This is a genomic window from Mariniblastus fucicola, from assembly GCF_008087665.1.
Classification (GTDB): domain Bacteria; phylum Planctomycetota; class Planctomycetia; order Pirellulales; family Pirellulaceae; genus Mariniblastus; species Mariniblastus fucicola.
Map to the genome: position 1 here is coordinate 2217472 of NZ_CP042912.1, position 23385 is coordinate 2240856.

General features: G+C 54.3%; 15 protein-coding genes and 1 tRNA gene. 12 read left to right on the forward strand and 4 right to left on the reverse strand.

The window, feature by feature from the left end:
- Positions 1-618 precede the first annotated feature (618 nt).
- The 11 genes from MFFC18_RS08125 (at position 619) to MFFC18_RS08170 (ending at position 12139) form a co-directional block, all read left to right on the forward strand.
- Positions 619-1365, forward strand: a complete 747-nt coding sequence (locus MFFC18_RS08125; protein WP_075085646.1) for a ParA family protein — start codon at positions 619-621, stop codon at positions 1363-1365.
- A complete protein-coding gene (locus tag MFFC18_RS08130) occupies positions 1358-2413 on the forward strand; it encodes a ParB/RepB/Spo0J family partition protein (RefSeq protein ID WP_238381302.1) in 1056 nt (351 codons plus the stop codon). The genes MFFC18_RS08125 and MFFC18_RS08130 overlap by 8 nt, the downstream gene beginning before the upstream one ends.
- A gap of 120 nt (positions 2414-2533) precedes the next feature.
- Positions 2534-2608, forward strand: a tRNA-Pro gene (locus MFFC18_RS08135).
- A gap of 60 nt (positions 2609-2668) precedes the next feature.
- Positions 2669-3208 (forward strand): MaoC/PaaZ C-terminal domain-containing protein, encoded by a 540-nt coding sequence (locus MFFC18_RS08140; protein ID WP_075085517.1) that lies wholly within the window; start codon positions 2669-2671, stop codon positions 3206-3208.
- 142 nt (positions 3209-3350) lie between these two features.
- Positions 3351-4754, forward strand: coding sequence for a hypothetical protein (locus MFFC18_RS08145; protein WP_075085518.1), 1404 nt, complete (start codon positions 3351-3353; stop codon positions 4752-4754).
- 62 nt (positions 4755-4816) lie between these two features.
- On the forward strand, positions 4817-8068 hold the full coding sequence (locus MFFC18_RS08150) for an ExeA family protein (RefSeq protein WP_084417282.1): 3252 nt from the start codon (positions 4817-4819) through the stop codon (positions 8066-8068).
- A gap of 10 nt (positions 8069-8078) precedes the next feature.
- On the forward strand, positions 8079-9485 hold the full coding sequence (locus tag MFFC18_RS08155; protein WP_075085520.1) for a tyrosine-protein kinase family protein: 1407 nt from the start codon (positions 8079-8081) through the stop codon (positions 9483-9485).
- Positions 9486-9540: 55 nt separating this feature from the next.
- Positions 9541-10056 carry a class IV adenylate cyclase gene (locus tag MFFC18_RS08160; RefSeq protein WP_075085521.1) on the forward strand — a complete coding sequence of 172 codons (516 nt, stop codon included), beginning with the start codon at positions 9541-9543 and terminating at the stop codon, positions 10054-10056.
- Positions 10057-10113: 57 nt separating this feature from the next.
- Entirely contained in the window at positions 10114-10725 is a 612-nt protein-coding gene (locus MFFC18_RS24865; RefSeq protein ID WP_075085522.1) for a hypothetical protein, read from the forward strand.
- A 38-nt stretch (positions 10726-10763) separates the two neighbouring features.
- A complete protein-coding gene (gene udk / locus MFFC18_RS24870) occupies positions 10764-11408 on the forward strand; it encodes a uridine kinase (RefSeq protein ID WP_075085523.1) in 645 nt (214 codons plus the stop codon).
- Between the two features lie 98 nt (positions 11409-11506).
- On the forward strand, positions 11507-12139 hold the full coding sequence (locus MFFC18_RS08170) for a hypothetical protein (protein WP_075085524.1): 633 nt from the start codon (positions 11507-11509) through the stop codon (positions 12137-12139).
- A gap of 553 nt (positions 12140-12692) precedes the next feature.
- Here MFFC18_RS08170 and MFFC18_RS08175 read toward each other — a convergent pair.
- The 3 genes from MFFC18_RS08175 to MFFC18_RS08185 all read right to left on the reverse strand — a co-directional run bounded on the left by MFFC18_RS08175 (position 12693) and on the right by MFFC18_RS08185 (position 21186).
- Complete coding sequence (locus MFFC18_RS08175) at positions 12693-13070, reverse strand: VOC family protein (RefSeq protein ID WP_075085525.1); 378 nt, start codon at positions 13068-13070, stop codon at positions 12693-12695.
- A gap of 134 nt (positions 13071-13204) precedes the next feature.
- Positions 13205-16483, reverse strand: coding sequence for a VPS10 domain-containing protein (locus MFFC18_RS08180; RefSeq protein WP_157665201.1), 3279 nt, complete (start codon positions 16481-16483; stop codon positions 13205-13207).
- A gap of 89 nt (positions 16484-16572) precedes the next feature.
- A complete protein-coding gene (locus tag MFFC18_RS08185; RefSeq protein WP_075085527.1) occupies positions 16573-21186 on the reverse strand; it encodes an endo-1,4-beta-xylanase in 4614 nt (1537 codons plus the stop codon).
- A 442-nt stretch (positions 21187-21628) separates the two neighbouring features.
- Here MFFC18_RS08185 and MFFC18_RS08190 point away from each other — a divergent pair, with 442 nt between their 5' ends.
- Positions 21629-22294 (forward strand): hypothetical protein, encoded by a 666-nt coding sequence (locus MFFC18_RS08190; protein ID WP_075085529.1) that lies wholly within the window; start codon positions 21629-21631, stop codon positions 22292-22294.
- 366 nt (positions 22295-22660) lie between these two features.
- Here the strand turns inward: MFFC18_RS08190 and MFFC18_RS08195 are convergent, their stop codons facing one another.
- The gene (locus MFFC18_RS08195) at positions 22661-23320 is read right to left on the reverse strand and encodes a lysophospholipid acyltransferase family protein (RefSeq protein ID WP_075085530.1); all 660 of its coding nucleotides are present in this window, start codon (positions 23318-23320) and stop codon (positions 22661-22663) included.
- Between the last annotated feature and the right edge of the window lie 65 nt (positions 23321-23385).

Here is a 23385-nt window from a genome sequence, read left to right on the forward strand (position 1 = left end):
TCCACGTGAAACAGGTTCAGTTTGATGGGGGATCCAAATGTCATTTACGGTTTGCAGCAATCTCTTCGCCAACCGATCGGCACGGCTGGAAAGGTTGCCGAAGCGTTGTCCGTGAGGTCATGATTCGAGTTCGATTGCGATCCTGAAGTATCCGATTCAGACCGGTTGTCCCAAGTGTCTGACCGTTGGCTCGGACCGACCTCAGAGCATTCGGCGAGAGAGTTGTCAGAGTTCCGCTGGCCGTCAGTTTCCCGTGGAACATACGGTGGAGTTCGACAATTCGAATCGTGTCGTGCCATTCAGGATTAACAATAAGGCTCGCAAGTAAACGATTGCTGTGCGGTCGATTATCGAAAAGGAGGCGACGCAAAACTCGTTCGTTGTCGCTTCTGAAAATGCAACTCGCCGCGAGTTTCCGTAGTCGTTTCCACGGCTTCTCCCGTCGCCGCGTTGGGCTTCATGCACAACGGTTGGAATTTAGATTCGCAAAACCCGTCGTCGCGAAATGCTATTACGCACATATTCCCGTTTGAGCGTTTCGACGTTTCGGTTATTTTCTCATTCGCAAAACAACCGAACCCGAAAGGGTCGAATCATGTGCTAGCGACAGGGAAGATCGTGAGCAGGACACTGTGTATCGCCAATCAGAAAGGTGGAGTCGGGAAAACGACGACCTCCATCAACTTGGCGTCAGGTCTTGCCACCGCCGGGCACTCGGTCTTGCTCGTCGACATGGACCCGCAATGTAACGCCACGTCGGGCTTGGGCCTCGAACCAGCCAAACAGCATCCGTTGATCACCAACACGCCCATTCGCCACAGTGTGCTAGCAACCGATGTCGAAGGACTGGACGTGCTTCCTGGTAGCGGCTCATTTCGTGACGCCGATACGCTGGCTAACTCCGACCAGACGGCGACAGAGATCGTCGTGGAACATCTTCGCAGCGGAGCCCTGATCTACGACTACGTACTGATCGACTGTCCTCCTTCTTTGGGAACTCTGACCCGAGCCGCGCTTGCGGCCTCGAATGAAGTCGTGCTGCCAATCCAATGTGAGTACTTCGCGATGGAAGGCCTGACTCAAATGATTGGTGTCATCAAAGAAGTCATGCTTGAACGTCCCGGCGAGCTGACGTTCGGAGGCATCGTGCTGACCATGTACGACGAGTCCCTCGAGCTGACCGCTGAAGTGGATGCTGACCTGAGACAATTTTTTGGCGAAGTCGTTTTCGATACCGTCATCCCACGCGACGTGCATGTCGCCGAAGCACCCAGCCATGGTCTGAGTGTGTTGGACTATGCACCGCGATGTCGTGGGAGCCGAGCTTACACTGAACTCTGTATGGAGATACTGGAACGTGACTAGAAAGAAACGACTTGGACGCGGGCTCGAAGCATTGCTGAACTCGACCGAGCCTGATCATAGCGCCACGATTGCTGTGATGGATCCGGGAAACAACTTCATCGATCGGAACCACGACGGCATCCCGGATGGTGCTCAGCCGGAAATGTCAGGGGCAACAAACGCTCAGACAGACGTTGTCGCGGCGGATCGGTCGCGAACGCCGCAGCCTCAAATTGACTCCGTTCCGGAAAACAGTTTGACCAGTGACGTCGTGCACTTGAGCGTCTACGAGATCGAAGACAATCCCTTTCAGCCTCGCCGCGAGTTCAGCGAACCTGAAATCGTTTCGCTTTCGGAGAGCCTCAAAGAACACGATCTGATGCAGCCGATTTTGGTAAGGGTTGTTGACGACCGTTATCAACTTATTAGTGGCGAGCGTCGTTTACGGGCCGCAATAAAAGCCAACTGGCAAACGATCCCGGCTCGAATTCGAAACGCAGACGATCGCTTGGTGTCTGAGCTGGCGATCGTCGAAAACTTGCAGCGAAAGGACCTGAACGCGATCGAGAAAGCGTTGTCGTTCCGCCGCTACATCGATGAGCACCGTTGCACGCAAGAGGATCTGGCAAAGCGGTTGAAGATTGACCGTTCCACGATTGCGAACCTGATGCGATTGCTGGAATTGCCGACCAAAATTCAGACTTCTGTCCAGACCGGGCGGATTTCGGCTGGTCATGCCCGGGCGTTGCTTCCGCTGGGCGATGCTCAGATGCAGCAGGCCTGGTGCGACCGGATCGAGCGTGAGGGGTTAAGCGTTCGGGCGATCGAGAAACTGGTTGCAGAACAAATTGCTGACGAAGAAGTTCACGGCCGGGCCAACGCGGAGCGGGCCAGAAGAAGCCGCGATCGCCAAGTCGAGGCGTTGCAGCACGAACTTCGGATGGCGTTGGGAACAGCGGTGAAGATCAAGACAGGCGCTAAAAACCGTGGTCAGATCGTGATTTCGTTCAAAGACAACGACGAATTCGAGCGTCTGCGCGAACTTTTGCTCGACGGCGGTGCTCAGTAATTGAGCCGCAAAAAACGCCGGATCAACTATCGTTTTTTCACGTCAATAAACGTCTTGCGGCTATCGTGAGACGACATTATGATTTGGCCTCTGACGGGAAATCGTCAAGCTAAAAAAGCTCGGGGTGTAGCGCAGTCTGGCTAGCGCACCTGGTTTGGGACCAGGGGGTCGAAGGTTCGAATCCTTTCACCCCGACTTTTTTTTCTTTTATGGCACGTCTTCCCGCATTTCACACGGATGTCGTCGGAAGTACGGATGGATTCGCCACTCTTTTATGAAGACATAGCTGTCGGACAGAGCTGGACCAGTCCTCGGCGTACCGTCACCGAAGCGGATGTTGTGAACTTCGCGACGATGACCGGTGACTTCAATCCGCTGCACGTGGATTACGATTACGCCGCCAAGACTCCGTATCGCCAGCCGATTGCTCATGGGCTGCTGGGCCTTTCATGGGTCGCCGGACTCGGTAGCTATTTCCCCAACGTCAACACGGTCGCGTTCACGGCTGTTCGGAACTGGGAATTTGTCAGGCCACTGTTCTTTGGTGACACCGTGTTCGTCGAAACGACTTGCCTTGAGAAAACGCCCGCCGGTCGACGAAACGGAAAAGTCATCTGGCAGCGCCACTTGGTGAACCAGTCGCAGCACGTCGTTCAGCAAGGCAGTTTCGAGACACTTGTCTCGATGAAGAACGCTGTTCGCAAGCCCAAGTTTCACAGCGAGCAGGAATCTCGTCCGTCGATCTACGCCAACGAGCAGTCTGACGGATTCGGTCGCGAAGACCACGACCGCTAGCACTTCGCTGTAAAAGCCTGTCTCTGCCCGGATAATCCGCAAGGTTTCCTCAAGTGGGACAATCGGAGGCGTCGATGAGTGAAGACGATGGTGTCATTCTGTTTGTCGAGTGCGCCCGAGGTCTCATTCGCAAGAAAATTCGATGAGCGAAATCCCACAAACCAAAATGTTGTCAAAACTTGGCCGACGTCGAAGGCAGATGGCCTTTCTCGTGGTCGCCGCCGCTACGTTTTTCTGCCTCAGCCTGATTTGGCCGATGTCGACGAAATCGTGGCGCAGCGAAAGCGAAATCGCCTTGCAATTGACTGCGAGAAAAGACTCCGCAACTGAATTCAAAAAGCTGTTGGGAGAAGTCGTCAAACGGCACACCTCTCCGGAATCGATCGCTCGAACGCTTGAGCACAATGGCATCGCGATCGAAGGCAGCGACATCGCTGTTTCGGAGATTGCGAACAAAGTCCACCGACGGTTGAACGTTAGCCTGTTCGACAAGAACATGGATCCCGATCTGGTCAACATTCGAGTCGGACTCGAGGGCTATGCGACCGAAGAAGAAAACTACTTCGTTAACGTTCTTGCCACGACCATCGCCAAGGACTTTATGACGTCTCCTCTGGCCGGAATTCTTCCGACTGAATTGGCGCCTGTTGAGGACATCGAATCGCTGCAACAGCGACACGCAGAAATTGAGACTCGTGCCAACGCACTGCTCAGTCAGATTCAATCCAATCTGCAACAATCCGCGAATGAAATGGTTCAGTCGCAACAGGACGTTCCGCTGTTGGGTGACTCGACCGAAAGTTTGGCTGATTTGCAAAACCGGCTTCGTGAATTGGCTTTGCAACGCCAGCGAATTGAGTCGTCGGGCGGAAGCGTGATGCTGGAGTTGGCTGCGATCGATCAGCAGATCGACGATGTGCAGCGTCGAGTCAATGCTGCCGGCGAAGAGTCTTCCGGACCGTTTCACATGGCCAGCCACACTTTGAATCGCGTCGCGACGGGTGAAGGTTTACAGGTCAATTTCGATTCATTGCGAAGCACGATCAGCGATCTGGCGAATGTTACTGCTGAAGCGTGCACGGCTGCAGAGACTGCTGCCAGAACACGTCCAGCGTTCACGATTTCAAGTGTCCGCGGTCGAGCACCGGTTCCTGTCGGAGCCATCCCGTCGACTCGCGAGCTGCTTTTTTTGATGTTGGCTTCCACCGTTTTCGCAACTATTGTCTCGCTGGCTTACCAGCCGTTTTCCCAACGTGGGTTTGAGACAGTCGATCAAATCGGAAAGAAGCTGAAGTTGCCAGTGATCGCGACTTTGGAATCACGAAACGAATTCGAAGACATCACGGGACCAGGAATTCCTGTTGAGCCCGTGAAAGCAGAAGTGCCTGGTTCGAATCAGGTGGTCAACGTTTGCAAATGGATCCTGTTTTGCAGCTTGATGTTGACGATTGGCTTCTGCCTGGTGAACGCCGACATTCGGGATGCCTTCATGGTAAGCCCGTTTCACGGTTTCGCCGAGATCGTCTGGACGCTCAAAGGAAACTGAGTCCGCGAAGCATTTAGACCCAAACTCTACGCTCCCAACAAAAGAAACGACAGGAAGTCGTCATGTACGAACAGGCCTTTAACCTTACATCTCGCCCGTTCACGTCTACGCATTACGTGAAGCACTATTTTCCAGCCGCTGCGATCGATCAGTCGCTCCAGCAGTGCAAAATGATCGTCGAACGAGGCGCCGGTCCGGTCATCGTGGTTGGTGATCACGGAACCGGAAAGACGCTGCTGCTGGCGATGTTGGAAGACAATTTCAAATCACAGTATCGCGTCGTCAATATTTCCGCTTCGTTGATTCGTGGTCGGGAAGACTTGCTGCAAAACATCCTCTACCAGCTGCAGCTCAATTGCCGCGGACTCGGCGAGAACGAGATGCGTCTGGATCTAATTGAGTATCTCAAAGCCGATCAAAGCGGTGGCATTCTCTTGATGGTCGACGATGCTCAAAAGCTCGGCCGCGAGACGATCGAAGAGATGCAGCTGCTGACCGATTTCATTCGCGACGGACAACCTCGAGTTCGACTCGTCGTGGCCGGAACGCAAGCTCTGGAGGAGCGTTTGGCGGACACTCGACTGGTGTCTTTCAATCAACGCGTTGCCGGACGCTGTTTCCTGTGCTGCTTGAGCCGCGACGAAGTTGAAGCTTACGTTCGAGCTCATCTCGAACGCGCCGGTGGTCAACCGGATGAACTGTTCACGCCCGAATCGTATCGCGCGATCTACGAAGTCACCGAAGGCAAGCCGCGATACATCAATCAGGTTTGCGATCACGCCATGATTTTCTCTGCGACACGCGGAATCGTCCCAGTGACCGATTCTCTGGTTCGCGAAGCATGGTTTGATATTCAGAATTTGCCTGGCAGTGTTGCACCTGCAGGTTCCGGTGCTTCGATGAGCGATTCTGGCCTTGCGCAGAAGACAATCGAAACAGAAGACAATGAAGGCTGGACCGTTCTCGAATTCGGTGAGCTTTCTGATGCCGATTCGTTCGAAGACGGCGTTCCTGCAACGTCGGTTGAAGACGTTGCAAACGTCGAAGAGCCAATTGTTGAAACTGCTCCGGTAGAAGCACCAGCCGTCGAGCCAGTCGCTGAATTGCCTGCACAACCTGAAACGATTCCAGGGCCAAGCTTTTCAGTGGGGCCAATGGGCGAAGTTCAATCGCTTTCGCAAACACCGGCTGACGATGCCGCGCCGTCCATTCCAGTGCAAGTCGATGCATCTGAAGTTTCGCTGGAGTCAAATGACGATGCCGGAATCGATGTGCCAACCGCTGCTGGTGGCGCGGCGATTTTGGCGTCCGCGATGGCAGGATTTGGCTTGGCTCAGGGAGACGCTCAAAACGAATCAACAGAAGTTTCAGCTCCGGAGTCCATTGAGCCCGTAGCGGAACTTTCGTCTGCGGAAGAAGTTCAAGCTGCGGCTAATTTTGCGGTTCCGGCCGAGTCGCCGATGCCAGCTTCGACTTCGTTTGACGAAGCCCCTGCGGTTGAGCCGTACGAATCTCCGGTCGAAACCTCCGCTGTTCAGTCTGCTCCTGTTCAACCTGCTCCAATTCAATCCCTTCCCGTCGAGTCCGTCGTTCCTGAGCCTGTGATTCCGGAGCCCGTAGCAGAAGACCCATTCGCGACCGACGATTTTGAGAACGAAGAAGTGCTCACCGATGCGTACTCTCCGTTCGTTGCACAACAGAATCAAAAGTCACTCGACGTGACGACCGAACAGTTGCAGAACTTGAATCCACAAGACGTCTTTGTCACCAATGAAGCTCCGGCGGCAGAGGTTGATTCAGCGATCGACAACGAAGAGGAATCGTTCCCGACTTTCGACACCGCGATGCAAGCTCCGGAGCCTGTTCGAGAACCAATCAAGCCTCAACTTGATCCACGCGAAACGGAAGAAACGCGTCAGCTCAACGACGAGCTCGGACCGAATTCGCTCAGCGAAGAGTTTCTGCTCAATCGTCCGGCCGCTTTGATGGAGAACGATTCAGAAACGTTTGTGGGGCATCCGGAAGCCGCAAAAGTCTCTTCCGTGGACCTCGAACCTGTCGAAGCCGCAGTCGGTTCCGGCTTTGTCCCGCTTGATCCGGACGCGGAACCCGTTCCGCCGATTCAGCAAGCTGCACCAGAAATGGAAACTCCGGCAACTTCGCCCACCGCGCCGGTGCCTTTAATGCCTCCGCCTCAATTTTTGCCCGATACACGAATGCCGGAGCCGACGGGCGAGCAGGACGTTGTTCCGCCAGTCGCCGACGGTACGCCCTATCTGGTCGACTCGGCTCCGCTTGAGCCAGGTGCCGCTTTACCGGCGCCGATTGAGCCCGTGAATTCTTTGCCGGATCCCGTCAAGCCTGTTTCGCCAGAAGCCGCATCGCCTCAGCAAGCCGAGTCTGTTCCGGTCGTTCAGGAAAATGCCATCGCGTTTCAGCCCCCGCAGATCGTTGCTCCAACTGTATCCACGGCGCAGATTCCAACTCCGGAAATTGCCGCGTCCTCCGCGCCTTTATCGACGCAACAATCTGTTGCACCGAATATTCCGTCGGTTGCTGATCCGGCAGCGGAAACACCAGTTGCTGAACAACCTGTTGCAGCTGAACCCGAGAAGTTTCACGAACAGGCGCCGAGTCCAGATGATCCGGAGATTCGCCGGCAGGCTGAAGAAATTATTCGTTCGCTCGCAGCGGCATCGACGACTGAGGAGCCAGAAGTTTCACATGAAACACCTGCTGCACCGGTCGCGATTGAAGAAGAAACCAACGCGATCGAATCGACTATTCAACGTTCGATCGCCGCACGAGAAATTCCGGAAGAGCCGGCTCGCGTGTTGACTCCTCCTGTCGTTATGCCGGACCTCGGTCAGATCAAAGAGTCGCTTCGCCAGGCACAGGAAGGCCAAGGCTATGCCCAGGTTCCACCGACTCAATCTGTGCCAGAACCGACGCCCGTGCCGTCAACTGCGGCACCAGCATCCGGCGCTGGAAAGATTCCAGTTCACATGGCTGACGACGATGCAACCATGCCGGAACGTCGGATTCTGGAGGAAGTTCAAGAGCAAGTTTCGATGGTCACTCCACCGATTCCGATGTCGCTTGTTCAGGAGACCCCAGTCGACGGACAGGACGATCGGGACATTCTGGATATGAACAAGGAACAACCTCCGCTCAACGTAGCTGGCAAGCCTCCTGAGCCAACTCCTCTTCCAGCTTGGTCGAAGCAGGAACCGTCACAGGGCGAGGCGGCGCGGGTTGACTATCAGAAGCTGTTTGACCAATTGCGAAACGTTCAAAGCAATCAAAATAGTTGAGACTTTCGAAATGACACAAGACATCGCAGAACATTTAAGAAAGCTCACCAGCCGCAACGGGCGGTACTGGCTTCGTGACTCTCGCAACAACGTCGCAGCGGAAACGACCGCCAGCGAGGATTTGCCGTTTCGATCAGTCGCGACCGGTTCGAACCGCGTTTCGGAACGACCGTCGACTCACGAAAGTATCGTCGTCTCGATACCGAACGTGGCGGATGTGAGCCCGACGACTCCGGCGACACCGCAATCGCAAGCGGCACAAACTGCGACTGCGGCCGTTGAGCAATCAATTCAATCGACGGCTCAGTTGCCTTCGGCCGAATATCAGATGGGTACGCGGACTCGAGTTGTTGCGCCCCTACCGAACCTACACCCAGTGCAGCCTGCGGCCAACGCAGCAGCCAACGTTGCGGCCGCGCCGACTGTCATGCCAACGATCCCTCAGATCGATCAGCTGCAAACCGGACATGCCGGACCAGCAGCGTCGATGGTCGATTCGGTGACTGAGATGGCGGCGGCACAAGTCGCAGCCAAAGTTCAAGCGAAAGCCAACGCTCCGGCTTCTCTTGAATCGCAAACGCAAGAAGCGATCCAAACAGCGACGCAGCGGCCAACACCGACTTTGGTTTCAGCAGAAAAGGTGTTGAACCTTGATCTGCAAGAACTCGCACCGCCTGCCAAAGCTCCAGTTGCTCCGACGCCGTCTGCTGCACCATTCGATTTGGGAAAGCCGTCTCCCAAGGGGAAAATTGAGCGAACCGAAGGGCCTCATCGTGGCGAAACCGATGACGCTGTTGCGGCGGCTCGTGCGACACAAACGCAGGAAACCAAGGACTCGATTGCGAAGATCGCTGACGAAGTCATTGCTCGATTCCCTGTCGCGTCGAGTTCGATCGTGATGATCGCCGGCTCGCAAGCTTCATTACATTCTGACGAAACCTGTGCACGAGTGGCGGCTGAGTTGGCCAGCCGAGGCTTGGGTCGCGTGCTGTTGGTCGATTCTGACTTTAACGGACGTCGATTGACCAAAGCCAGCGGTATGAGTGCTCAGGGCGGACTGAGCGAAGTCATGAACATCGCCTATCCGTGGCGTGACGCCGTTTTAAAAAGCGGTTCGTCGAAACTTGATTTTATGGCGGCCGGAAGTTGTCCGCACAAGCGTTGGACGCCGAAGTCGCAGCTGCGCGAGGCCATCGCTGAAATCCGCAGCGAGTATCAGTTCGTGTGCGTGAGCGTCGGTGACGCGCACAGCTCGGCATCTTCGCTGTGGTCAGAAATGTCCGACGGCGCGTTCCTGGTTGTCAGCGCAACACAAAGCTGCGACGCGGTTGCCGAATCAGCGGTCAGCCAAATGCGCGACGACGGTGCCAGACTGGTCGGTTGCATCGTGGCCGACGTCGTCCCCGGCGTCCAATGATTTGATGTGCGTGCCCCGAGTTCTGTAAGGCGGGCCGTGTTGGTATAACTGGCTTATGCCAACCAATATCGAAATCAAATTTCGCGTCGACGATTTGGATCGTATCGAATCGAACGCCGCAGCAATTGCGGACCGCGGTCCCGAGCTGCTTGTCCAGGAGGACGTTTTTTTTAACGCCGACAGCGGGCGTTTGAAGCTGCGTAAGTTCGACGACGGATCAGCGGAACTGATCGCCTATCATCGCTCCGATTCCGACTCAATCCGTGAAAGCCGATGGTACGCGTATCGGACTGAGGATCCTGCTTCGTTGCAGGCCGCTCTCGCGATGACGGTTGGCCAGGGCGTCACCGTGTTCAAACGTCGGACTCTTTTTCTGGTCGGCCAAACGCGCGTTCATCTCGATCGTGTCGAATCGTTGGGCGAGTTTGTCGAACTCGAGGTCGTTTTGGGCGACAACGATTCTCAGGAACACGGGCTAACGATTGCCAACGAACTGGCCCAACGTTTGGGGTTGGAGTCTGCGGAGCGGATTTCCGTCGCGTACGCCGATTTACTTGCTGCGAACTCGTGAACCGCTCACCGCGTTGTCAGTTATACTGAAAACTCGTGACAACCATTGAGGCCGCGGATGAGCGACGACGAAATTCAGGAGATTGGCAACGGCGGCGACCGTCTGCACATTCCCGGTTTGGACTGGGAATCGCCCGCGGAGCTTTCTGCGTCGGCGTACCGACAAGCCGATGTGCGTTTTGAAGATCGTTTAAGCGTGTTGCCGAAACACGGTTTCTGTCTTTGGCCTGAAGATGGAGAAGACTGGATCCATCCGGGTGATCTGGAGGTGGCCCGGACTCTGATTCCGTCAAAACGTATTTTCCGCAAAGAGGATTGTTCCGACGAGATCCTTGGACGGATGGGCTACGTCGAGTATTCTTACGGAGACGTTGCCTTTCGCGGACTGCCGACGTTGTGGCACGAAGTCGCTTCGGAAGGCTACGAAATCGGCGACACGGTCGAGCTAAAGTCGGGCTATGGAAAACTGCGGCCGATCATTGCCGACATTGCCGGTATGTTTTGGAATCGACACGAGCAAGTCATCGAGTACGCTTTGATCAAGAATGGCGTACCACAGCCAAATCGTTATCAGTCGAGCCAGTTTCGTTTGTGCATGAAGATCGGTGTCGCTCCAACGCCGCGTCAAAAAGCGTTGCTGAATCGGGAAAATTCACTCAACGGATTGTAAGCCGATCAGGCTGTAGCAACGGGACAGGCAGGACTTCTTTGGACAAGCAAACGTTCGTGATCGCGATCGCCGGAGCATCAGGTTCCGGTAAATCATCGTTGGCTCATCGACTGGAACAGGAACTTCAGCCCTGGTTCTCGGTCTCTGTACTCAACGAAGATGCGTACTACCGGAAGCAGGATGGGCTGACGCTGTCGGAGCGAAAGCAGACCAACTACGACCACCCGAACGCGATCGAAGAATCGTTACTGGTGGAACAGTTGCAAGAATTGAAGGCCGGTAAGTCCGTCAGCGTTCCGGTATACGATTACACGACGCATGATCGCAGTGACGCCACCGTTGAAGTCGGTCCGTGCCAGATATTGATCGTGGAAGGGATTCTGTTGTTGCATCGCGAGGCCGTTCGCGAGATCGTGGATCTGGCCGTTTATATCGATGTGCCCGAATCGGTTTGTCTGGAACGACGCATCAAACGGGATGTCGCTCAGCGAGGCCGGACTCGCGAATCTGTGCTGGCCCAATATGAAAAAACGGTCGGTCCGATGTACCGGCAGTTCGTCGCACCATCGAAAATCTATGCAGATCTGGTGGTGGAAAACGATTCAAACAGGGAAACTGCGATTGAGCGATTGTTGGGTGAGTTGCGGAGTCGGATCGATATGGATCACGTCGACGTTGGCTGAGTTTGGTCTGCGAAGTTGAACGGGATTTTGCGTTTTGCTGTCGGGCGTGGTAACGTCAGAGGACCGATTCTGATCAAGTTCCCGATATTTATGGACGCATGACTCAATACAATCCGCACTCCAACGCCTTTGGCTCGCCTGCTCCCAAATCCGGGATGTCTGTTCTCAAGATTATTCTGATCATCGGCAGTATATTTGGGCTGCTGTTTGTCGCCGCAATCGCAGGTTTGGTCTACTTCGTGATGCAACTGGCGGTTGATAGCGACACGCTGGAAACAACCGTGGCCGACGATCAGGTGACCTCGCTGGAGCTGCCTTCGAACTGGACCGATTTGCGTGGGGCCGACAGGAATGTTGACGCGTCACTGCAGTACGGAAATCTGTTTGCTGAGACCTACGCGATGATTTTGACCGAGTCGAAGTCAGATTTTCTTCAGATGTTTGGCGCCGATGCGCAGTTTGGAATCGATGACTATTCCGAGTTGATTGTGGAAGGGATGGCGGATGCAAATTTCAAGCTTGGAGCGGCCGATCCCGTGACGGTCAATGGATTATCCGGCAGGCGAATTCGAATGACAACGGAGCTTGAGGGAATCCCGATCGTCTATCTGGTTACGCTGATCGATGGCAATAACCATTTTCATCAGGTGCACTGTTGGACCATGCAGTCCCGTGAAACGAAAAACATGCCAACGTTGAAGAAGATCGCCGACAGTTTTCGCGAACGGTAGCCTAAGAATCGCTGATATTTGTTTGCATCGACCGGCGTTCGATGATCGATCGATTGTCGGTTGCTTCCGTGGCTGATTCGATGAATTGAGCCGCTTTCTCGCTCCATAAGCCACCGTTCGTTCGGTCCGCGCATAAAAAAACACCCTCGGTAACTTTGGGTTCCAGGGGGGCAAGAACACCTCAGTTATCCGAGAGCGATTGGTCGGTTGCAAGGTCTCGGCTTCCGTGCCTCAACCTCCCATCCCATTGGCTGCTCTATCAGCATCCATGCTGAAAAAAAGCAGAAATGTTTTTTGTCACTAACCGTTTCCGATCAGTGACAGGGGGAGATTAGGGAAATCGAAATTTTGGGTCAAGACAGTTTTCAAATAAACCGAAGAGAATTCGTTTGCAAGCGAAAATGGGTTCGCCAAGTTATGCTGCTTAGCTGTTTTGAAGCAGAAGCTGCCTTGCGAGACGAACATTTCAAAGTCGAGCCGGCGCAGCAGCCCAGTAAACCATTCTGGATCGCCGTTTCCAATTGCTCTTTACGGGATTGCGACCTGTTCGCGTTCAGCGCTGCGAATGCAAGCCGAACATGTTTCCTTCGGAGTCGACCGCGAGGGTGATGAAACCGTACGGGCCGATGGAGAACTTCGATTTGTGAATCTTTCCACCGGCGGATTCGACTCGGCTTTCTTCGACGGCGCAGTCTTCGCAACTGAAGTACACCAACACGCTGTTGCCGCCAGAGCTTACGCCTTCGACTTTCACGATCGCCCCGGATGCTCCTTTTCGGTCCGGGTCCATCGGAAATGCCATCATCCGGATTTCGCCGCCGGGGGAATCCAGGTTCTGCAGCGTGGTGGCCAAAACAGATTCGTAGAACCTGGTGGCTCGATCCAGATCATCAACGTAAATTTCGAACCAGCCCACTGGATTGGCTAACATGACATAACTCCTGACTTGAAACGTTCAATTCAGGAGTATGTCACTGTGCGCACCCGAATGCAACGATCGGTCATTGTGGCCGTGTTTCGTCCGCTTGATTCCGACGTTGCCGTTGGCTGGAAACCGGGCAGGCCCTAGTCCAGCGACGGAATTTTTCGACCGCTGGTCCACGTAACACCGGCCTTGTCGAGAGTCTTTCGCATTTTCGGAACGTCCTTTTCGACGATCTTGCGGAAGTCGGATTCGATCTCCTTGTACTTCTCGACCGCGATCTCCAGTTGACGACGATGTGTGCCGGTCACGCCTTCGCTGCCCATCGATCCAAACATCGCCGTGTTGAGGCGACTGACGAGGCCAGGCAAAGCTGACTCATTGCGTTTCGACCGAGTCGGATCGCCATTGAAAGCTTCCGTCAGGTCCTTGAGTTTGGTTTCCAGGTCGCGGATATCGTTGACCAACGATTGGTCAGCCGTTCGAGACGCTTCGACCATTGAACGCATCGACGCAAGCTCATCGCTGGTTTCTCGCGCAACCGTCGTTGCTGCCCGGATCACAGCATAGACCCGACGAGCTTCGTTTGCGAAAGCCATTGACTCTTCGCGATCGGGTTCTTCAACGCCATCGATCTCCAGAGGAGCAATTTCGAACTCAGTCGGATCGACAAGCATTTTGGTTTCGCCGTCGACGGTTTGAGAAATCTCAACCGTGTACTTCCCGGGCAATGCGATCGGAGCTCGGCCCAAGCCGTCATTCCCCCAGTTCATGTTCCACGTTGCAACGTGAAGTCCCTTGGACGTCGAACCGTTGACTCGATTCACAAGTGTGCCGTCTGCGTCACGGATGGTCAGCGTGACCTTCGGAGCGACCTCGCGATCTTCGGCTTTGAGTTCATCCCAGGAAGGGTAGGGCACGTCCGCATTTTTCGACTTCAGCCCACGTTCTTTCGCAATTCGTTTTTGCTTCAGAGTTTTGAGTGAATCGGTCAAATGGTAAGTGAATTTGACTCCGTACGATGGATTGCTGGCCGTATAGAAAGCCGCACCCTGGAATGCTTTTCCGCCCATCGCCAACGGACTGCGACGCTCGAAAATTCGTCCGGTCTTGATCGGCAAGATCGTGTTCTTCTTCAAAAGCTCTTCATCGATGTGACGCAGCGTGTCGTAGTTATCCAGCACGTAGAATCCGCGACCGAACGAAGCCAACACAAGTGCGTTTTCTTCTGCCTGGATTTCAATGTCGCGAATCGCGACCGTTGGCAGACCACTACCGAGCTTGATCCACTTTTCGCCGCCATTGAGTGTCACATAGCAACCGAATTCGGTGCCGCAAAACAAAATGTCAGGGTTCACGTGATCCTGCTTGAGCGTGTAGACGCTGCCTCGTTCTGGCAGGTTGGCCGTGATGTCTTCCCAGGTATCACCGCGGTCTTCGCTGCGAACGATGTAGGGTTTGAAGTCGCCTCGTTTGTGATTGTTGATCGCAACGAACACGGTGTCTTCGTCATGCAGGCTGGCTTCGATATCGTTAATGTATCCAAACTCGGGAACATCCAGCGAACCGAACTTGCTAATTGCAGTCCACTCGTCGCCTCCGTCTTCGGTCACCTGAACCATTCCGTCGTCGGTGCCGACGTAAATCAATCCGCTGACCAGAGGAGACTCGCTCACGCTGACGATCGTTCCGTACATCGATGTTGACATGTTCTTGGCGACAGCATCGACGCTCCACACGCGGCCCATGACTTTCAGCTTGTTGCGATCAAGGTCGCGCGACAGGTCAGGACTGATGGCTTTCCAGTTGTCGCCGCGATCGTCAGACTGAAACAGAATCTGCGAACCGTAATAGATGCGTTTGCTGTTGTGTGGAGAAATCAGCAACGCCGAATCCCAGTTCCAACGAAGGGCTTCTCCGTCGGCTTCCGGTTGAGGTTTGATGTCGATGCGCTGACCTGTTTTGCGATTGAATCGAACCAGTCCACCGTATTGCCACTGCGAGTAAATCGTATCCGGGTCTTCCGGGTCGACTGCTGGGTCAAAGCCATCGCCAAACACGGTCACGAACCAGTCGCTGTTGGTGATGCCGTTGTTGCTGAGCGTTTGCGAAGGTCCGCCTTGCGTAGCGTTGTCCTGCGTTCCGCCGTAAACGTAGTAAAACGGTTTTTCGTTTGAGACAGCAACTTTGTAAAACTGAGTCAGCGGCAAGTTGGCTTTAAAATCGTAAGTTTTTCCGCGATCCCACGTTTCGTACAATCCACCGTCACAGCCGATCAGCAAGTGATCCGGATCGGCAGGATCAATCACCATCGCATGGTTATCCACGTGCTTGTTAGACTCGCCCAAACGGCTAAACGTCTTGCCGCCGTCTTCGGTGACTTTGTTGTACGTGTCGAGCGAGTAAACGCGATCGAACTTGTGCGGACATGCGACCAATTCCTGGTAGTACTGCGGGCTGCCGCTGACTTCGCCGCTCATTCGCGACCACGATTCACCGCGGTTGGCTGAACGATAAAAGCCACTTGAACTTCCCGTCGCTTCGACGATCGCGTAGATGACTTCTGGGTTGATCGGAGAGATCGCCATCCCGATACGACCTTTGTCGCCGCCAGGCAATCCCCGATTGATCTGTTTCCATGTCGCTCCACCGTCGGTTGACTTGTGGATGCCGGATTCCGGACCACCGTCGATCAAAACCCAGGTATGACGACGACGCTGGTACGAACTTGCATAGATGATGTCCGGATTTGACGGATCGAGGTGGACTTCATTGACGCCTGTGTTGGGCGAGATGTCGAGAATCTTCTTCCATGACTTTCCGCCGTCGGTCGTTTTGTACAGTCCGCGATCGCCGCCTTCGCTCCAAAGTGGTCCTTGAGCCGCGACGTACACGGTGTTCGAATCGTCAGGATGGACGACGATTTTTCCAATGTGCTCACTGTTGTCGAGCCCGACTTTTTTGAAAGAAGCTCCGCCGTCTGTTGATTTGTACAGCCCGTCACCATAGCCAACGCTGCGCTGCGAATTGTTCTCTCCGGTTCCGACCCAGATTGTAAATTGGTCGTTGGGATCAATCGCCAGGCAACCAATCGAATAGCTGCCGTATCCGTCAAAGATCGGTTTCCAGGTGACTCCGGCGTTGGTCGTCTTCCAAACCCCGCCGCTACAGGCCGCGATGTACCACGTGCTGCGATCGGTCGGGTCCACGACGATGTCGCCGATGCGTCCTGACATGAATGCCGGACCGAGGTTACGGAACTTCAGCGACGACAGAAGGCCGGAGTGAATTCCTGGCTGTGGATCTTCCGGTGTGTCGGAGTCCTGTGCGTTCGCCTGCATCGCGATCGAGAACACGATTGCGGCGGCGATTAGAAAGCGTCCAGCTGGTTTGGTGGCAAAAAACGAAGGTGCAAATTTCACGTTGGGGCCCATCAAGTATCGAATTCGTGAGTAAAGATCTGTCAATCATAGCTAACAAATTCGGGATTGAGCCGGGTTGTCCGAACAGACTATTTCTTTTTGCGACGTTTTTCGCCGTCGAAGTCAAAAAGCTGCCGCGCGAAATCGTACTTCAGTGAAGAATCCGACGCAACAAAATCGTGCTTCAGTGAAAAATCGGACGCAAAACAGACTTTGTCACGGTCGTCGTCACGTGACTTGAGCAGGCTGAAAGCGGTGTCGATCGTCGGCAACTGATCGTCCCTAAGTGCCGGTTTATTGTCGGGGAGCTTTTGCAAGCCGGCTCCGCCATTGTTGATCGGAGCCGTAATCAGATTCAAACCGAAGAAGCCGGAAAGGTTGTTTCGCACGATGCTGACGTCGCTCGCATTGACGCGACCGTCGCGGTTCATGTCGTAACGATTTTCAATTCCAACAGTGAAGAATCCGGAAAGGTTGTTTCGGACCAAGGAGACATCGTTTGCGTTGACCCGAGCGTTGGAATCTGAGTCGCCTGTGTCACCGATCGCATTTCCGAAGTAGAAAACGTCCGGTGCCGAGAGCCCTGTCGTTGAGTTGGCCAGCAGCACAACCTGAAGCCACGTGTTCTCGATTGCGTTGTCGGGCCACGAGAGCAAAATCTGGTCGACTCCCTCGATCTCGCCCGGCGACGTCGAAACGGTCGGTAGCGGAATGCTGCTGGTGCTGCTCAACAATTCCCAGGATGCGACGTCGTCATTGTTGCCGACTCGGAATTCAAAATCGTCTACATTCAGGGACGATTCAAGCCCCGCGAACTCAACGACGACTCGATTAATGCCGTGTTCGAAACTCGTGTAGTTTGCAAACGTTGCGGTTTCACCTGGAAGCAGCGGGACTTTGTCGCTGGCCAGTGTTTCTTCGCCAAAGCTTGACTCGCCGTAGCTCACGCCGCGAGAACGGACGTTGGCGACTGCGTTGATCGCAAACGTTGTTTCTGAAGCAGCGCCGGCGGAATCCGTTCCCGTGATCGTCACCGTGTCTGAGGTGTGGACTTGAGACGGCGTGTAAGTCCAGCTCCATGTTCCGTCATCGTTGAGCGTGACGTTGCCGATCGATGCAGTCAAACCAAGCGTTTGATGGTCGGGCTCGAACCATGTTCCGGTATTCGTCATCTCATCGGCGACATTGCCAGAGAGTGAATCGTTTTGCGTCGACAAAATCGGAGCGTAGTTCAAAGCTTCGACTGGCAAGTCGATCACAACGCTGGAGTTGCCGGTCGCGTCGACGGTGACTGTCGCCGAATACGTTTCACCATCGTATTGCACCAGCACATCGTAGTTGCCTCGGAACGCGTCGACCGACATTGCGCCATTGCGTGTCGACCCCTGAACGTCCGTCCACCAATCGCCGAACACGAGGTCTTCATAGGCCTGACCGTTGGGCTTGATCGAGAAATCTGAGCGATATAAAGCAGCGTCGGGAAGCCAATGAGAACTTTCCCAGAATCCCCAGTGGAGAAACTCGGTCACCGAAGACTGGCTGAACGCCATCGTCATATAGTCGCGCAAATAGTCGGCCTGAAGCTGCTCGTTGGTTGAATTAACGTCGAACTCCGTGATCGCGATCGGAACATCGAACTCCGAATGGTACTCGTCCAGCAGATCGGCAAAGACCGTGATGTCTGTCAGATTGGCGTCCGAATAATGGCTCTGTTCGCCAATCACGTCCAGCAAATTCTGATCAGCCAACAGACCAAGCCAGTATTCGAACACGTCGCGATGTTCGGTTCCGGAACCGTTGCCAGCGAAAATGCCAAAGTCATTGAGTGCCAGTTTGATGTCCGGATCAAAGTCGCGAACTTGCTGATACCAGTCAACGATCACGTTGTCGCCAACGATATCCATCACGTCGTGGTTGGACCACGGTTCGTTAACCACATCCCATTCCCGAATGTCGCCGTCGAAATCTGTCAGCACCGTATCGAAATGGTCTTCAATGGTCGTCGTCAGCCATGCGTTGGCCGATGTCTCACCATCGTCGACAACGCGAGCATCGTACTCCGACCAGACGCTGTCGGGCATGAATTGCCGGCTGGGCCAAATCAGATTGTGGCCTCTCAAATAGATGTCGTTGTCGATCGCAAAGTCGACGCCCTGTCGGGCTCGCGCAGGGTCCTGCAAATAGCCAGGCCACTTGTTTGAGTTCTCCATCACCGCGGCGTTAAACAGGCGTTTGATCTCGTTCTGGTACTTCAACGCCGTCGCGTTTCCGTTTGGATCCAGTTTGCCTCCGTAAGCATTGATGGCGCTGCCAAACAGGAATTCGTGCTGGTTCTGCCGCAGGCTGACGACGGCGCCGTCGACCGGTTGGCCATTGATATCATTGACCGTGATCGTGACGGTTGACTTGCGTTCGTCTTCGATGCGTTGATCGGCTGCATCGCGCCACGGATCAAGACCATCGCGGCCTTCGTAAGACGCAGAAGGGAAACGACTTGGGAGGTCTTCAAGATTGACCGCGTTGCTGAGATTCGACCATCGGAATCCTCCAATTTGGATCGTCTGCAAAGAATGGCCCACGTTGAAAACGGCTTGCAAGCCACCGGGCGAAAAATCTTCTCCAACGGTCAACTCATGCGAGAAAAATTGCCAACTGCCATCCGGTGAGATCGCGTCCGAGAACAGCGTCGCGTAGGTATCGGTTCGCTGAACAGCAAAACTGGCTGCCGGGTCCGCGCCTGCGGTGGCTCGAATCCAGAACTCAAAACGCATCGTGTCGCCGTCAATCACTGCGGCGTCGTTGATGTCGACCGTCTGAATTTTCCAGTTCATGTCCGGGACCGTCGAAGTCGTAACCTCGAACGCGGTTGAGAAATCCTGCCCCGTGACCGAAGCGGTTTGCGACGTTCCCCAGTTGCCACCGATGTTGTTCAGGTAGAACGAGTTTTCCGGCGAAATCAACTGAGGCGGGCCGTAGTTGAGCACGCTGAACTGAGCGAATCGCAAGACTTGAGATTTGTGACCCAAATGGAAGCCAAAACTGGCCTCTCCCGCGGCGTAAGATTCGGCCGCGTAAAACGGGATCTGGATTCGCTCCCACTCATCGGTTAGCGCGATGCCCTGCGACAAGGACTTCGTGTATGGAGACGACGTTTTTTCGAAGATCGCCGAAATCTCGCCAGGTCCGGCCAGCGATCGAGCGTAAAACTCGACCCATAGAATATCGCCTTCGTTGACCGGGCCGTTGATCGATTGCTTGAGTTGAGCATTCCACGCGTTGGCCAACTGCCCTGCAATGTCGGCTTGGATAACGTTTCCGAAAGTAGCGTCCGTTTCCGATGTGAAAGTTCCGCCAAAGCTCGTGAAATCGCCCAGCGTTTGGCCGTTCCACAGACTCGTTCCGCCCGCCGGAGCCGAAACGTCATCCTGCAAGTTCCCGTACGCAATCCGCTGGCTTTTGAAACCGACGGTGTATTCCGGGCCGGCCTGCAGTTCGACGTTCAACGATTCGCTGCCTTCGGTTTCGCTGTCTGAAATCGCGTTGATTTCGAGCGTCACCGAGCTTTGTCCAGCTGGGATGTCAATGGAGTCGCCGGGGCTCTCGAAATCCGAGCCTTCAACTGCGTCGCCGAACGTTTGCAAATAGACTCGCAGTGAGTTTGCTGTCGGACCAGAACGCGTGATCGTGAATTTGGCGGGTGACGCAGAGCCCTCTGCCACGTTCGGCGTGTCCGAAAAGATTGCGACTTCGGCGACTTGCGGAGAAAGATCTCCCGCGTCGATCACTTCGATCGTATCGCTGCCGGGCTTGATCCAGCCGACGGACAGATGATCATCGCCACCGGATTCTTTATGCAATGCTTCGATGAAATATTCCTGGCCGGCATTCAAATAGACAACAGCCGATCGCTGAGTTGGCGACGCATCCCACTCACGAATTCCAGTCGCCGAATCGACCGACGCGATCAGGAGTTTTTCTGACTCAGAGTTCGTGTTCGACAGCCATAACTCTGCCGATTCATCTGCTGAGACAAAGAAAGTGTAGGGCCCGGTTTCCGATGGATGCACGTATCCGTAGATTCTCCGCCCGTAGTCCGTCAGGCTCGAATCCGTTTCCTCAAAGTCGCCGATGAAAGAAGTCAGGTTTGGCGAATTGGGAAATTCCGCCAACGAAGTCAAATCGGAAACGTCGCTTCCTGCAATCCCGTTCCACCGGTCGAAGCTGATCTGGCCGCGCTGTGAAGGAAAGAGCTGACCTTGCGGAATGATCTCACGCGATTGGCTTGGGCTCTCCCACTCCAGATCGACAAACGCTTCTCCAGCGACGTCCACGTACTCCAACTGAATGTCGTAGCGACGCCCGGCGATCAGTTCGATCGAAGCCCTTTCATCGGCCAGCGAACCGCTTTCAAGTTGGTCAATCAAAAGTTCGCCGTTGACCCAGAGTCGGACGCCATCGTCGGCGTTGACGATCAAGTCATGTGTTTCCGTGAAACGAGATTCGACCTGGCCAGACCAGCGAACGGCAAAACCGTCGTCAGGAATTGAGGAGTTTGGCGAACCAAATCCCCAGTTGACGGAAACGTGTTCCTCGACCGTTGAATAGACCGGATTTGAGAGCGTCGTCGAATCATAGAACTGGGCTTGAAGGCCGATTCCTGCGGCCAGCATCGATCGCGATTCAAGTTTATCAAAACTGTTCAAAAAATTTTTACGGGAGCGCAACTGCAATCGGTTCCAAAGTGTCATGGAAGGCTCGTTTATGGTGGTGAGGTGGGTGTCCCATCTTAATCCAACCGAACCCCCAAATAAACAAGATCTTCTCGCGTTCACGGCGAGCATACTCACAGCTGCGACGAGTCGAGCGACAGAATTGTGGACAGTTGGTTGCTGCTAGCAGTGCTGGGAGTGCTTGCATTTATTGGTCAGTGGCGCAGACAAGTTTACCTGATTTGTGCATCATGCCGTCACAACAGGAAGCAGCTGATCGTCCAACTGCATGGACTTCAATTTTTCTGTTGAAAACGCCGAATAGAGGGAATGCACCTGTTTCTGTGTCACAGAACGGTAAACCCGACTTTCGATGTTCGTTTAGAAGTCGCTTTTTCGAAAACCGAACAACTCTCATCTTGAACTGAAAAAGACAATGATCAAAACATCCTTCCTTGCAGTAGTCGCATTGGTTGCACTGACGTGCAGCAGCGCATTCGGACAGGGGTACTTCGCCGTTGCTCCGTCTGACCTCGGTTTGCCTTCCGGCAGTGGCCCTATCAACGGCATCTTTGATATCAGCGGATTGCTGAGCGAATCTGCCAACACAGTGACCGTTCAAATCGCCAACGGCCATGTCAGTTCAATCACGGACTCATGGACGGTCGGCGAAGGCACAACGACTTCGTTCACGCTTGGTGGATCTTCGATGGCGGAAGCTTTCGTAAACCACGGAGCCAACCTCGGCTCGGAAGCGTTCCAGAACGGCAGTCTTTCTCGCGACGGAATCACGGCATCTGCTGGCGAAACCTGGACGCAGACATCGGATCTCGATAGCGACTACACCGCCGGACAAAGCGGATCAGATTACTTCATCGATTACTCAGGTCTTGAGACCAATCAGTTGGAGTCTAACAGCGTTGGTTTTCGCTGGGCATCCGATCAGCCTGTGTCGACTTTCAGCGTATTCTCGAGCAATACGACTGACCTGAACAACAACTACACCGTCGGATTCCGTACGGTATCGGCAGTGCCAGAGCCTGCAGCATCTGTTGTTCTGGCTTTCGCCGGATTGGCTTTCTTGCGTCGCAAGCGTAGCTAAAGCAGAACGGCTGAGACGGATTGGGATGAGCTGAGACAAATTGGGATGACATTCAGAAGCCCGCTCGTAATGGGCGGGCTTCTTTTGTTTGGTCGTGACGTGGCCTTTCGCAATTTCATAATTTCTCAGGTTGTCAGACCAAGGGCGACGCGGATCGTTCGGCAACCAAAATCCGTACTTCGCATGATCACGTGGTAGCCATGGATCATTGAGGATGCTACGTTTGCTTGTATCGTTTAACGGCAAGCCGCAGGCGACGGTGCCTCATTGCCAAAACCACGTGACACCGTCGCCTGCGGCTTGCCGTTAAACGATTTGAGCATTCCAAAGGTTTGGCCAACAACAATCGCGGCCTTTGCGCTACGACTAGGCCTGTTCTTCGGCCTGAAGCTCATGTTGCGCGATCAGTTGCTCTTCTCCCGGCGGACGCATCTTCAGCACGGCTTCTCTGGCTCGTGTCAGAAACTGCACCTTGTTCTCGTGCGACTCCAGAAAGATAGGCGCACCGATCGAGATACAGCTAAGCAACGGAACCGGCAGAAACTCTCCTTTGGGCATCACGCGGTTGAGATTGTCGATGTGGACCGGGACGAGTTCCAGATCCGGACGCTTTCTGGCCAAGTGATAAAGGCCGCTTTTAAAGGTCTGCATTTCGCCGGAAAGATTCCTGCCACCTTCGGGAAATACAATCAGCGAATACTGGTTTCCGATTTCGCGAATCATCATGTCCACTGGGCTGTTGTGGACTTTGATTTTTTTCCGGTCGATCAGCAGCGCGTTGAACACCGAAGCCATGTATCGGCGCACAGGCCCCTTGATCCAGTAATCTGCTGCCGCGACAGGCCGCGTGAGCGTGCGAATTCGCTTTGGTAGCGAAGCCCACAGTACGAGAGCATCGAGATGGCTGGTGTGATTGGCAAAGTAAACTCTCTGACACGTATCGGGTTCGCAATCGACCCATCGAACGGTAGCGCCGCTAAGCATTTTTGCAACGAACGCAAGAGTTGGAACCGTAATCTGTTTCATGAAGTGATGTGCGGTAGGCAAAATGATGCGACAAGTCTCGGTGTGTCGCTAGCAATCTAACACCA

Bases quoted from the DNA above. Each gene is read 5' to 3' on its own strand.
- MFFC18_RS08140 (WP_075085517.1), top strand. From the start codon at position 2,669: ATGGATTCGCCACTCTTTTATGAAGACATAGCTGTCGGACAGAGCTGG.
- MFFC18_RS08145 (WP_075085518.1), top strand. From the start codon at position 3,351: ATGAGCGAAATCCCACAAACCAAAATGTTGTCAAAACTTGGCCGACGT.
- MFFC18_RS08150 (WP_084417282.1), top strand. From the start codon at position 4,817: ATGTACGAACAGGCCTTTAACCTTACATCTCGCCCGTTCACGTCTACG.
- MFFC18_RS08155 (WP_075085520.1), top strand. From the start codon at position 8,079: ATGACACAAGACATCGCAGAACATTTAAGAAAGCTCACCAGCCGCAAC.
- MFFC18_RS08160 (WP_075085521.1), top strand. From the start codon at position 9,541: ATGCCAACCAATATCGAAATCAAATTTCGCGTCGACGATTTGGATCGT.
- MFFC18_RS24865 (WP_075085522.1), top strand. From the start codon at position 10,114: ATGAGCGACGACGAAATTCAGGAGATTGGCAACGGCGGCGACCGTCTG.
- MFFC18_RS08170 (WP_075085524.1), top strand. From the start codon at position 11,507: ATGACTCAATACAATCCGCACTCCAACGCCTTTGGCTCGCCTGCTCCC.
- MFFC18_RS08175 (WP_075085525.1), bottom strand. From the start codon at position 13,070: ATGTTAGCCAATCCAGTGGGCTGGTTCGAAATTTACGTTGATGATCTG.
- MFFC18_RS08190 (WP_075085529.1), top strand. From the start codon at position 21,629: ATGATCAAAACATCCTTCCTTGCAGTAGTCGCATTGGTTGCACTGACG.
- MFFC18_RS08195 (WP_075085530.1), bottom strand. From the start codon at position 23,320: ATGAAACAGATTACGGTTCCAACTCTTGCGTTCGTTGCAAAAATGCTT.